This is a genomic window from Micromonospora sp. NPDC049891, assembly GCF_040660295.1.
Classification (GTDB): domain Bacteria; phylum Actinomycetota; class Actinomycetes; order Mycobacteriales; family Micromonosporaceae; genus Micromonospora.
Genome location: NZ_JBFAML010000023.1, coordinates 61185 through 74474, shown reverse-complemented (window position 1 = coordinate 74474; position 13290 = coordinate 61185). Strand labels below are relative to the sequence as shown.

The following is a 13290-nucleotide window of genomic DNA, read 5'->3' as shown; positions in this document are numbered from 1 at the left end:
TCGCCGGCACACGCTCTGAACCGTTCGAACTGTGATCCTCGGTCACGAGGAGGATGCGGACCGTATGCTTGATCGACTAGCCTCTACTGGCTGTGGGGGCAATGGCTGACGATCTTCGGCTCCAGGCGGAGCAGCGAGCCCGGCTCTTGATCGACCGCCAGCTTCGAGACGCCGGCTGGGTCGTGCAGGACCGTTCCGAGACGAACCTCTTCGTGGGCACGGGTGTGGCCGTTCGTGAGGCGATCATGGCGAAGGGCCACGGTCGGGTCGATTACCTGCTGTATGTCGACCAGCGGGTCGTCGGTGTGATTGAGGCCAAGCCGGAAGGGACGCCGCTGTCGGGAGTGGAGTGGCAGTCGGCCATGTACGCCGAGGGCCTGCCGCCCGCGGTGCGGCTGAAGGCGCTGACCCGCGACGGGCGGCTGCCATTCGTGTTCGAGGCCAGCGGCTCGGAGACCCACTTCACCAACGGCTACGACCCGCAGCCCCGGGCGCGGCGGATCTTCGCCTTTCCGCAGCCCGGCGCCTTGGCGAGGATCGTCCGTAATGCGGAGGCCGATCCGAAACGCCCGACGTGGCGGGCGAAGGTTCGTCACCTGCCACCGCTGAACGTCGCTCCACTTCGGCCGGCGCAGATCACCGCGATTGAGGGTGTCGAGCGTTCGCTGGCCGAGCAGCGGTTCGATCGGTCATTGGTGCAGATGGCCACTGGTGCGGGTAAGACCTACACGGCGGTGACGGAGTGCTACCGGCTGCTTAAGCACGGCGGGTTCACCCGAGTACTGTTTTTGGTCGACCGCAACAACCTGGCCGACCAGACCCTGGCCGAGTTCCAGAACTACCGCACCCCGGACGACGGGCGGCGGTTCACCGAGCTGTACAACGTCGACAAGCTCACCAGCGCCGGCATGCTGGGCAGCTCCAGCGTGGTGATCTCCACGATCCAGCGGGTCTACAAGGTCCTCGCTGGCGACACCGCTCCCGAGGGCGACGACCCGGGCCTCGACGGGTATGTGCCGGACGCCCCGGTCAGCGTCGTCTACAGCGCGGGGATGCCGCCGGAGACGTTCGACCTTGTGATCGTGGACGAGGCGCACCGATCGATCTACGGGGTGTGGCGCGGAGTGCTGGAGTACTTCGACGCGCACATCGTCGGCCTGACCGCCACCCCCGGCAAGCAGACCTTCGGGTTCTTCCGGCAGAACCTGGTGTCGGAGTACACCTACCCGCAGTCGGTGGCCGACAACGTCAACGTCGACTTCGACCTGTACCGGATCAAGACCCAGATCAGCGGCCAGGGCTCGAAGATCGACGCCGGCACCATCGTGCCGAAGGTCGACCGCCGCACCCGCGTCCAGCGGCTGGAAACCCTCGACGAGGACCTGGAGTACACCCACAAGCAACTCGACCGGGCCGTCACCGCCACCTCGCAGATCCGCCTGGTGTTGGAGACGTTCCGGGACAAGCTGTTCACCGAGATCTTCCCCGGCCGGCACACCGTCCCCAAGACGCTGATCTTCTGCAAGGACGACGCCCACGCCGAGGAAGTCGTTACCACCGTCCGCGAGGTGTTCGGCAAGGGCAACGACTTCGCCGCGAAGATCACCTACAGCGCCCGCGACCCCAAGGGCCAACTCCAGGCGTTCCGTACCTCGGCGAGCCTACGCATCGCGGTCACCGTCGACATGATCGCCACTGGCACCGACGTCAAGCCCCTGGAGTGCGTGTTCTTCATGCGCGACGTGCGCTCTGCGGCGTACTTCGAACAGATGAAGGGCCGCGGCGCCCGCACCATCGCCGCGGCCGACTTCCAGGCCGTCACCCCCGACGCCGCCCAGAAGACCCGGTTCGTCATTGTCGACGCCGTCGGTGTCACCGAACACGACTTCGTCGACCCACCCCTGAACCGGGACAAGGGCATCTCGCTCAAGCAGTTGCTCGACAAGGCCGCCACCCTCACCATCACCGAGGCCGAGACCGCCACCCTCGCCTCCCGCCTGGTCGCACTGGAACTGCAACTCACGCCCGACGAGCGCACGGAACTCGACGCCGTGGCCGGTGGCTCGGTCCGCGACATCGTCCGCGGCCTGGTCGACGCCGTCGACCCCGACACTCAGGCCCGCGCCATCGCCGGCGCCGCAGATCCCGACGCCGCCGTCCAAGACCTGCTCGACACCGCGGTACGCCCTGTCGCGGCGAACCCGCAGCTACGGCAGCGGATTCTGGAGCTACGCCGTACCCACGACCGGATCATCGACGAGGTCAGCGTCGACGTGCTCGACGACGCCTACGGAGTGGTTGACACCTCCCGCGCCCGGTCGATAGTCGAGTCCTGGCGGGCGTACCTGGACGAGCACCGCGACGAGATCACCGCGATCCAGCTACTGATGGAGGCGCGTGAGCGGCGGATCGCGTTTGCCGACATCAAGGAGCTCGCCGAACGCATCCAGCGGCCACCCCGCAACTGGACCATCGACCTCATCTGGGCCGCCCACCAAGCGATCGAGGCTGGCCGTGTCCGGCACAGCGACCGGCACACCCTCACCGACCTGGTGTCGCTGATCCGGTACACCATCGGGCAAGATAACGAACTCGTGCCCTACGCGGAGAAGGTCCGCGAGCGGTACGCCGGCTGGCTCCACCAGCAGGAACAGGCCGGGGTGACGTTCACCGAGACGGAGAGGTGGTGGCTAGACCGCATGGTCGAAGTGATTGCGGCGTCGGCGGGCATCAGCTCCGACGACCTGGACAACGCCCCCTTCACCGAACGCGGCGGCATCGACGGCGCCGTCCGCGACCTCGGCCCCCGCACCGCAAAACTGATTGACCAACTCAATACGGGGCTGACCGCATGAGCAGGCTGCCGTCAGGGTGGCGAGCTGGCATTCTCAGCGACGTAGTGTCGTTCGTTCGGAACGGCATCTTCGCCCGCCGACCGACAGACGAGCCGGACGGTGTACCGATCCTCCGAATCTCGGCTGTTCGGGACGGGAAGTTGGACCTTAGCGCACGCAAGTACGTCACCGGCCTGGATGCCGCAACGACGTCCAAATACGCGATCAAGCCAGATGACTTGCTATTCGCGCGATATAACGGAAGTCGAGATCTGGTCGGCAGATGCGCGCGAGTTCCGGACCATGACGAAGTGATCGTTCACCCCGACAAGCTTATCAGGGTAGTACCGCGAGGCGATAAAATTGACAGTCGTTTCCTTGCCCTTCTGGCCGAAACGCAAGAGGTGCGGCGATTCATTGAGCCTCGAATCAAGACCACGGCCGGCCAATCGGGCATTACTGGTAAGGATATCCGCGAGATACCGGTTTGCTACCCGCACATAGCGGAACAGCGGCGGGTCGTCGACATCCTCGAAGACCACCTCTCCCGCCTCAACGCCGCAACCACCACGCTGGATGTTCTCTCGTCCAGAGTAACGGCTCTGCGGTGGAGCGTCTTGGCCAGCGAATTCGCGGAGCTCACGGCGACGAACTGGCCGACGTGTTCCGTTGAGAGCCTGGTTCCACGGGACCGTAAGATCGCATATGGCGTTCTGGTTCCGGGTCCCGATGTGCCCGGTGGGATTCCGATGGTTCGTGTGGGGGACATTCGCGACGGCGCAGTTGACGCGCCCAATCTGAAGCGGATTGCGCCCGGCATTGACGCTAAGTTCCCTCGCACGAGGCTTCGGGGCGGTGAAGTACTGCTGTCGGTCGTCGGCACGATTGGGCGCACAGCGGTTGCGCCGACCTCGCTTTCGGGCGCAAACGTCGCGCGGGCGGTTGCCGTGATTCCGACGCGTGATGACGTATCCCCGTACTACGTCTCGTACGCTCTTCAGGCACCCGCGAATCAACGCCAATTGCTCAATAGTGCACACGAGGTAGCGCGCAAGACGCTGAATCTCGAAGACGTGCGGCGAATCGGATTGCCGATACCTTCGAGGTGCCAGCAAGACCGCATTGTTGCCCGGATCGATGCTGTCCTTGCAGAATTGGGGCGTATCAAGGCCGCTGCGGCGACGGGCAACCGACGTTCAGAAGGTCTTCGCAGAGCCTTGCTCGATGCCGCGTTCTCGGGGCGGTTGACGGGGCGGGCGAGTGACATGGACATGGTTGAGGAGATGGCCGGTGTCTGACGCACGGCGGTTGGTCGACAAGCTGTGGTCGTACTGCCATGTGCTGCGCGACGACGGGGTCGGCACCATCGAATACACCGAGCAGCTTACGTACCTGCTGTTCTTGAAGATGGCGCACGAGCGCGAGGCCCGGCCACTGAAGCCTGAGCGGATCTTACCGGTGCACTGCTCGTGGCAGCGGCTTCTGGACGCCGAGGGCGATGATCTGGAGATCACCTACCGGCACATCCTCGAAGAGTTGGCCCGCCAGCCCGGCACGCTCGGCACGATCTACCGCAAGGCACAGAACCGCATCCAGGACCCAGCCAAGCTCAAACGGCTGATCGTCGACCTGATCGACAAGGAGAACTGGTCGGCGGCCGGCACGGACATCAAGGGCGACGCATACGAGGAACTGCTCTCCAAGGGTGCGGAGGACATCAAGTCCGGCGCCGGCCAGTACTTCACGCCCCGGGCGTTGATTCAGGCGATGGTCGATTGCATCCAGCCGACCGTCCGAGACACCGTGGTCGACCCGGCCGCCGGTACCGGCGGCTTCCTGCTCGCGGCGCACGAGCACGCCTCGCGTCACGCCGAGACCCTGACCCCAACCGAGCGGGCCCACCTCCGCGGCACTCTCGTGCGCGGCGTGGAGTTGGTCGACGGCACCGCCCGGCTCGCGGCGATGAACCTGCTGCTGCACGGCATCGGCACTCCAAACGGCGAGAGCCTGATCGAGGTCAAGGACGCGTTGATCGCCGACCCGGGCGAGCGGTATTCGGTGGTGCTGTCCAACCCTCCGTTCGGCCGCAGGTCGTCGCTCACCGTGATCGGCGCGAACGGCCGGGAGGGCCGCGAAGAGCGGAAGATCGAGCGGCAGGACTTCGTGGTCACCACCGCGAACAAGCAGCTCAACTTCTTGCAGCACATCGCCACGATCCTCGACATCAACGGCCGAGCCGCCGTCGTCCTGCCGGACAACGTGCTATTCGAGGGCGGGGCAGGCGAGGCGCTGCGGCGGCGGCTGCTGCGGGACTTCGACCTGCACACCATACTGCGCCTGCCCACCGGCATCTTCTACGCCCAAGGCGTCAAGGCCAACGTGCTGTTCTTCGACAAGAAGCCTGCCGCCGAACAGCCATGGACCGACCGGCTGTGGATCTATGATCTGCGGACCAACCAGCACTTCACCCTCAAGCAGAACCCGCTACGCCGCCACCACCTCGACGACTTTGTCGCCTGCTACTTACCGGGTAAGCCCCGCTCCGAGCGCGTCGAGACCGAGCGGTTCAAGTCCTTCCCATACGAGGAACTGCTCGCCCGGGACAAGGTCAACCTCGACATCACCTGGCTACGCGACCAGTCCCTAGAGGACATGGACAACCTCCCGGCACCCGAGGTCATCGCCCGAGAGATCGTCGAAGACCTCACCGCCGCCCTAGCCGAATTCGAGGCGGTCGCCGCCGCGCTGGAGGCCGCCGCTACGCCTGACGACGCTGGATCATGAAAGTCGGCCAGAGACGTAAGCTTTCTCGCTTGGTTCGCGAGCGTGGAGCCGAGGACCGTGGGTGGCTGCACCTTAGTGCGAAACGCCGGCAATAGACTACCGAAGGTGACGATCTGATGGCGCCTACGCACCCGTTGCTTCATGCCCACCTATCGGAAATCACGATCGACCGCATCCGCGCTCTGGTGCGGCAGGTTGGTCCAGAATCGCCGGTGGTGGAATATAAGGAGCAGTTCACTCAGACAATTGCCAAAGGTGTAGCTGCAATGGCCAACACCTATGGGGGCTTGATGCTCATCGGCGTGACCGACAAGAGGGACGTCAAGGGCGTCAAGGAGAAGGCTATCGAGTCAATCGTGGAGCACTGCAACAGCAAGATCGAACCACCCTATGTGCCGGAGATTGTTCCCGTGCCGCTGGGCCAGAGCTCGGAACTGTATGTGCTGGTACTTCGAGTGGTGCCCGGCACTTACACACGGCCCCTGCTCGTCGATGGCGTTGCTTGGGTGCGGCATCAGAACACGAGCCACCCCGCCGACTGGGCAAGGCTTCGCGACCTGTTCGCTGAGAACGCGGCGGGACAGTACCAGAATGACGCGTGGAACGTCACGGCACCTCAAATGCCCAGCAAGGCGGCGGGTGGTCTGGATGAGTCGGTGGACTTCGTGCTCCGATCGGGACTTACCGTCGCAATGGCACCGGACGCCACGTGGCGACCGTTGGCCGAGTCAGCGGTGACCGCCTACATCACCGCCCTGCAAAACTCTCTTCTTGCTCGGGAGCTTGCCGACCTCGTTACCAGCGAAGCGGCCAGCGCCAGCATAAGTCGGTTTCAGCATAAGGGATTCAACAGGTCGCGCACCGTTCGGCTTGAGTGGTCCGGAGCCCCGTCTGGCTGGACCAATCACCAAAATCCCGCGGTCGAGGCATGCGCCCGACTGGAGGTGCCCGGCGCGTACGGCCAGCCCGGCACGCACTTGCGCGTCGAGATCGATCTAGGCGTTCGCTTCAGCGCTGCCACCGATGGCCTCCGTCAGGCTACTTGCACCTGGCGTGTCCCAATCCACCAGCTTCGCCTCCTCATCGATGCGATGATCGCGACCCTGTCCAGCAAGGAGGTGATCGAGCCGGTGGCAGGGCTAGCTGGCGTGGATCCTATAGCCGTGCCACAGCCGCGCGCTCTGCACATGGGGACGGCGCGACCGATCACCGAGGTCCTGGACATAGGCGGACTGCGATTGATCCCTGATGCTGGAATGTCTCGCGGGGCGCACCTGTTGGCGAATCCCGCGCTAGACCTGGCTACCGTCGATGACCGGAGCGCCCAGGTCAAGGATTGGTTGGTGCAGATCGCCTTGGACGCGGGATTGCTGGGAATGCAGCAAGTCCTTGAAGGCTCAGCCGATGCCAGGAGCCGGCACGGGTTATCAGGGCTGCGGCGCGGAGATTAGCTGCACCTGGGATGGCGTTTGCAACCTCGGGCCAGCCCTCGACCTCAACTCGCGTCCATACCGGCGGTGGATCTTGTCCTCGCCTGGCATCCGGTCAGACCGGTCGGTGCCCCCGGGGCGCCCGCTTGACTCCGAGTCAGCCGACAGACGAAATGGCTGCCGACCGGCCCAGGCAGAGTCGGATGCGACCCGATGCGCAAACCGCGCAGGTGCCCCTTCCGCGAGCCTGGCACACCTCGACCTCGAATAGATCTGCCGGCGGGCCCGAGCCGATCACTCTGTGCGACAGTCGGCGGTCGTGAAGCGGGTCCCGGCGGGCAGACCGACACGTAGCTGGCCATGCCTGCCGAGCGCGAGACCTCTCCGCCGGACGGGTGGTGGTCCATACGCCGCGATCGAACGGCTGGATCATGTCTGAGCGACGATCCGGCCTCCACTATCCAATGGGCTATTGCGTGACCACCGTGTGATCGGGTTCGCTGGATGTGAGGCCACGCTTACCGATCGCAAGGAAGGTGGGCCATGTCGTGAGTGACGCATCATCGAGAGCCGAGCGGGACCGCGGCTTGATCATGAGCGTCGACCCGAGCGGCCAGCTCGCTCTCGACCTATATCGACGACCGTCCGAGGACGCGGGTGCCCCGACCCAGGGCAATTACCACTACCAGACGGAGATTATCGCGTCCTTCTGTCTGAGCATGCCGTCCGACCCTTCGATCAGCAAGATCGTCTGCGAGTGGCACGAGGACTTCCTCATCGTGCGGGACCAGCCCCCGTTTCTGGAGCTGGTGTCGGTGAAGCACCACGACCACATGGTGTACACCACGATGAACAAACTTTGCGACGAGGGCGGCCTGACGCACCTCTTTGACAAGTGGCTCGGATACACCAGCGGCCCAGCAGCACGTCTGGCCAGCAACACGAAACTGGGCGGGAAACGCAGCGAACCGTCGCCACTCGCCCTGTTTGACGTGTGCCGGACAGCTGCGCTCGCTACTCCGGCCGGAACAAGGCTCCTCGCGCACCTGGCGTGGGCCATGATGGACGTCGCGAAAAGGTCCGATGCTCTGGAGAACATCCCGAGGCCGACATCTCCATCACCACCCAAGGTGAGGAGGCACGACCCGAGTGGTCTACCGCCCGGCCTGTTCGACATGCTTCTTCGTTTCATGCTGGTCTTCAGGTTCGACTGCGACCGGGCAGCGAAGGGCCACATCCAGGACATCAACATCCGGCAGCTAGCGGAGCCGGCGATGGTCAGGCTGGGTTACTCGCAAGCGGCGGCTCCAGATGCCTACGGTGCAGTGGCCCAGCTCATCGGGGAGGCGAGCCGAGATCGTAGCGGCCGACCAACAGACTTGGCCCAGTTCCTGACCAACCCCGGTGCGTACGACCCGTTGTCGGAACTGGCGCAGACGGTGGACCGGCGGACCGTGTCGCGGGATGCGGTGCTCGCCGCTATGCGTCTCGGGGCACGACGATCAGCCGGCGAAGCGGTCCCGTTGCTCCGTGCGGGTCAGGCACCGCCCCGTGCCGCCGGTGGCCACCGCCTCATCGACAAGATGCGGCTCGGTCTGCTTGACGAGGCGGAACAGGACAATGCCCTCCGGCTTCGGGACCTGTGGCTTCACACGTGGCCGCAGGCAAGAACCGGGTTTCCCGAAGACATCGAGACCGAGTTCCGGTTGGAGATGGAGATCCTCGACATCGTCCGCCGAGTTCGTCATCAGCTGATCGACAAGGCCGGCCCCTACGGCATCCAGTTCCAGGCGCTTCTTCACCAGGAGCTACGTCAGGCGAAACTCAGCTCGAAGATCAGCGTGCCGCTGGACGACTTCCACATTGTGGGGTTCGCCTACGAGTTGAGTGACCTGTGCAGGTTTGGGTTCGCGCGACCTGAGGTCGCGTGATGACACCCTCGCCACTTTCACGGACCGCTGTGCTGGCCGTGCGGCAGGAGAGTCTGTATCACGAGGCCCGCGTGCTCATTCTTATCTGCCAGTTCGCTGACCCGGGCCACGCCTTCCGTGGCCTGACCAAGCTCGCCAAGGTCGACTTTCTGCTCAGGTATCCGGTCATGGCGGAACGCCTGCTGCCGGCGGGAACGCCATGGCCAGCCACCGCACCGACCTCCGACGAGCGGCGAGCGGTGGAGACCCGGATGATCCGGTACAAGTACGGTCCTTGGGACGACCGGTACTACCCCATACTCGGTGCACTGGTTGGCAAGCGCCTGGCGACGTACGCGAGCGTCGACGGAGCTACCGAGATCACGCCGACGGACGTCGGCCGAGAACTCAGTGGGCAACTCGGAGCCACGCATCCGTGGGCGGTCGTGGCCGAGCGGGCCCGGTTCCTCCGGCAGCACTTCGACCTGCCCGGCCGCGAGCTGAAGGACCTGATTTACGAGCGGCTACCGGACGTTGTCGCGCTCCCGCTCAGAAGCGAGATCTAGATGGCCACCAACCTTCGCATAAGGTCGCTCTCAGTCGCTACCAACACCGCAGCACACTCGTTCGACTTCGCCTCGCCGCTTACGCTCGTCACGGGCACGACCAGTATGGGCAAGTCGACGCTCCTGATGCTCATCAAGCATGCGCTCGGGGGAAACGCCGCCTTGACACCCGCGGTGGTCCAGCACGTTACGCACGTCGACCTGGCCATCCAGGCCGGCAACAGCCCTCTGATTCTGCGCCGGCGCATCGGCACCGATGCAGGAATCGTGGAGATCATCGAGCCAGGGTCGGGGGTCGTGGAGCACACCTGGCCGGTGAGCCCGACGCCAGCGGACGGGCCGTCCATCTCCCGCTTCTTGCTGGAAGCACTCGGGATACCCGTCGAACGCGTGCCGACGAGCCGCATGGGTGTCAACGCGCGGACCACAGCGCTGACCTTCAGGGACATCTTCCGCTACTGCTACCTGCAGGCGAAGGAGATCGACCGCTCGGTAGTCGGTCACCTCGACCCCAACGTCAACCCCAAGCGCATCTCCGCGTTCGAGCTGATGTTCGGTCTCACGGACCCCGAGCTACTCGACCTCAAACGCCGGCGAGGTCTTGAGCGCGACCAAGCCAAACAACTGGAGAAGGATGCCATCGCAATCGACCGCTTCATCCGAGAGGACGGCATAGCCGACCCCGACGAGCTGCGCGCACGGCGTCTACAACTTCTGCAACAGCTCGGAGCGGCCGAGGACCGGCTCCGGGCGACGCGAGAGGAGGTCGAGGCCCTGACAGCGGCTGAAGAGGAACGCCGGGGACGGTTATCCGCAGCGCTGTCCAACTCGAAGAAGCGTCACGAGGAAGCCGACCTCATGGCGATGGCGATACGCGGCAGGGAAGCGATACTAGCTCAGCTGAACCTGGATCTCGCCAAGGCAGAACGTCTCAGCACAGCGGTCGGACTCCTCTCTCCGTTCGAGTTCTCCACCTGCCCTCGATGCATGCAGGAACTCGGCCCACGCGAGCTCGCCGAGACGGACTGCCTCCTCTGCTGCCAGCCGATCGAGCCGGTGGGCCTAGGCGACATCCAGTCCTCGGCTCAGAACGTCGGGCGCATCCACGACCAGATGGCCGAAACCGAGCAACTGCTGCGCAGCGATATCGCAGCCCATGCACAGGCCCAACAGGCAGCGAGCCAAGCAGATGCCGAACTGGAGGCGCTCCACCGTGAGTACGACCAGGCGACTGCGGGAGCCGTATCTCCCCGGATCGAACTAGTTGCGCGACTGAGCCGCGAGACAGAAGCCCTGCGGCAGAGGATTGACGAGACCAACCGCCACGCTGCGATGTGGCGCCGGCTCGACCAGCTTCGCGCACAGGTGGCCCAGCACCGCAAAACCCAGCGTCAACTCGCAGTCGACATCACCGAACGAGAGAAGGCTCTACGGCGCCGCGGCACTCAACTCGAAGACATTGACGAGGCGTTCAAGGAGGAAGTCGAACGCATCGGCATACCTGTTGACGGCGTAGCTCGAATCGACCCCACAACTTTCCTGCCGCTGGTAGGCGACACGGAGTTCGAGGCACTCCAAGCGAGCGGCGGCGGAGCCAGCACCGCCCTCAACGTCGCCTACCACCTGACCCTACTCACGACAGCTATCGACCACCCCGGCGTCCTTCTCCCCGACCTCCTGATCATCGACTCGCCACGTAAGGCAATCGGTAACCGGGAACCAGACGTGGCACTGGGCCGACGCCTATATGCCCGACTAGTAACTCTCGCGGAGACCTACGGCAGGAAAATTCAGATAATCGTCGCCGACAATGACCTCGCCACCGGCATCATGAGCACACATGCGACGATCGATCTCACCTCACAGCGCTCAGTCGTTCCCGGAGTCACGAACACCGGGGTCGGTCAGGGCCAACGGGTCGAAGACATCCAAGGGAAGCAGTGACAGCTCGGCCGAATCCTCGGAAGCCGCCGTCCTCTCCCAATCATCTGTCGGACATCGGCGACGCTGGAGTGCGCACTGGATAAACCAGTCCTGGGGCGTGCGCCGGGCGGATCCCGGCGTCACGGCCGCCCGGTGACGACCAGCCGGGTCACGCCTGCTGGGTGGCTCGGGTTTACGGTTCCGCCGGGCGAGGTGAACGGCCTCGTTGGTGCGGATATCGCGAAGACCACCTGTTTTCCCGAATCGTATCCATGTGCTATTCGGTCTGGTGCGGCGGCGCTGGCTGGACGGGGTGGCACGAAGCCTCCCACACTGAGCGTGGTCACTTCGGTGGTCACAGCCCAAGATCAAATAGCCGTCATCGCGTGACAAGTGGCGACAGGGGGTGTGATTTGACGTAGAGAGCTTTCCCTGCTCAGAGCACCTGTTGGCATCCGGCGGTACGGCGTGACAGAATCGTTACCATACTGGCAGTGTGGGGGTCAGGGGTTCGAGTCCCCTCGGCTCCACCTTGCGTTTATGCAGGTCAATCGGCGTCAGTCATCGACTGGCGCCGATTGTTTGTGATCTCGTGGTCACAGCCGTGGTCACCCAGCGCCCCACACTGTACTTCGGTGATCGGTGTTGAGACTTCGTCCGAAACGGCCTCTGGCCAGGGATCTTTCGACTGCGCCGCCTGTTCGGGTGCTGCCGGGGCGGAATGTGGGGCGCAAAACAGTGTGGTACCGGGGTGCCGGCTCGTACCGTCAGAAGCGGCCCCGCCGGTGTGCTGGCGTACCCGCTTGGTACGCGGCGGGGTAGCTGGCCGTCTTGCGAGTCACACGAATCGAGGCGGGTGCCGGAAACCGAAGCCGGCGCCGGACGACCCAGTCACGCCTACGGATAGGCGGCCGGTCACCGTTGATGGTTCCCCGGAACGTTGGGCCGGCCGGCGCTCGGCAGGGTCAGACGGTGCCGAAGAAGTTTCGCAGTGCGGGAAGCCGGCGGATCAGGAGTTGGTCCAGGGCGAAGATGACCAGCAGGGACAGGCCGAACAGGGGCAGGAAAACGCCGAGCACGACCATCGCGCCGAGCGGGGTCCTGTTGTCCCAGAGCGGGAGTTTTGCCCGGGGCGCGGCAAGGCCGGAGGCGGTGCTGCGGCGGGTCCACCACATCATCGTGCCCGTGACGCACATGAAGATCACGGCGAGGTAGCCCGCGAGGGCCGCCGCGGAGAGTCCGAGCACGTCTCAGTGCTCCTCGGTGCCGTCGAGCAGGGCCTGCCGCAGGGCCAGGCGGTGCTCGCGGCGGATCTGTGCCTCGCGGTAGCGGCGCCGGTCTTCGTCGGTCTGGGGTAGCAGTGGCGGCACCGGGCGGGGGTGGCCGTTGTCGTCGACGGCGACCATGACGAGGTGGGCGGTGGCCACGTCGGTCGGTGGCACGGCGCGGTCCCACCGGTCGGCGGTGACCTTGACGGTGACCTCCATGGAGCTGCGTCCCGCCCAGGTGATCCGGGCGTCGACGTGTACGACGTCGCCGACCCGGACCGCGCGCAGGAAGGCGGTCTCGTCAATGGCGGCGGTGACGGCCGGGCCGTCGGAGTGCCGGGCGGCGACCACTCCGGCGACGGAGTCGATGAGGTTGAGGATCCGGCCGCCGTGGACCGTGCCCATCAGGTTGGTGTGGTGCTGGTCCATGATCTGCGACAGGGTCAGGTGGGAGGCTGACGGTGGTCGGCCGGCGAGAGTGGTCGTGTCGTGCACGGGTGTCCGTCCTCGGGGAACAAGCCACCGACCCGTCGGCGCGCACGTCGAGGACGCGCCGTCTCGGCGCGTCACCCGCC

Annotated in this window: 9 protein-coding genes; 7 read left to right on the top strand and 2 right to left on the bottom strand. The window is 65.0% G+C overall.

Translation table 11 applies throughout. From position 1 onward, the window contains the following. Window positions 1-101: 101 nt before the first annotated feature. From AB0I71_RS24625 to AB0I71_RS24595, 7 genes are all read left to right on the top strand, one after another. Entirely contained in the window at window positions 102-2855 is a 2754-nt protein-coding gene (locus AB0I71_RS24625) for a DEAD/DEAH box helicase family protein (protein ID WP_357588403.1), read from the top strand. Next, window positions 2852-4132 (top strand): restriction endonuclease subunit S, encoded by a 1281-nt coding sequence (locus AB0I71_RS24620; RefSeq protein WP_357588401.1) that lies wholly within the window; start codon window positions 2852-2854, stop codon window positions 4130-4132. The genes AB0I71_RS24625 and AB0I71_RS24620 overlap by 4 nt, the downstream gene beginning before the upstream one ends. Beyond that, window positions 4125-5618 (top strand): class I SAM-dependent DNA methyltransferase, encoded by a 1494-nt coding sequence (locus AB0I71_RS24615; RefSeq protein ID WP_357588399.1) that lies wholly within the window; start codon window positions 4125-4127, stop codon window positions 5616-5618. The genes AB0I71_RS24620 and AB0I71_RS24615 overlap by 8 nt, the downstream gene beginning before the upstream one ends. 116 nt (window positions 5619-5734) lie before the next feature. Next, complete coding sequence (locus AB0I71_RS24610; protein WP_357588397.1) at window positions 5735-7069, top strand: ATP-binding protein; 1335 nt, start codon at window positions 5735-5737, stop codon at window positions 7067-7069. Between the two features lie 527 nt (window positions 7070-7596). Then, on the top strand, window positions 7597-8979 hold the full coding sequence (locus AB0I71_RS24605) for a dsDNA nuclease domain-containing protein (protein WP_357588394.1): 1383 nt from the start codon (window positions 7597-7599) through the stop codon (window positions 8977-8979). A 29-nt stretch (window positions 8980-9008) separates the two neighbouring features. Next, a complete protein-coding gene (locus tag AB0I71_RS24600; protein ID WP_357588392.1) occupies window positions 9009-9524 on the top strand; it encodes a hypothetical protein in 516 nt (171 codons plus the stop codon). Beyond that, window positions 9525-11468, top strand: coding sequence for a hypothetical protein (locus tag AB0I71_RS24595; protein WP_357588390.1), 1944 nt, complete (start codon window positions 9525-9527; stop codon window positions 11466-11468). Between the two features lie 944 nt (window positions 11469-12412). Here AB0I71_RS24595 and AB0I71_RS24590 read toward each other — a convergent pair. Together AB0I71_RS24590 and AB0I71_RS24585 are read right to left on the bottom strand one after the other, a co-directional pair. Next, window positions 12413-12694 (bottom strand): hypothetical protein, encoded by a 282-nt coding sequence (locus tag AB0I71_RS24590; protein WP_357588388.1) that lies wholly within the window; start codon window positions 12692-12694, stop codon window positions 12413-12415. 3 nt (window positions 12695-12697) lie between these two features. Continuing rightward, window positions 12698-13210, bottom strand: coding sequence for an acyl-CoA thioesterase (locus tag AB0I71_RS24585; RefSeq protein WP_357588386.1), 513 nt, complete (start codon window positions 13208-13210; stop codon window positions 12698-12700). Window positions 13211-13290: the final 80 nt, after the last annotated feature.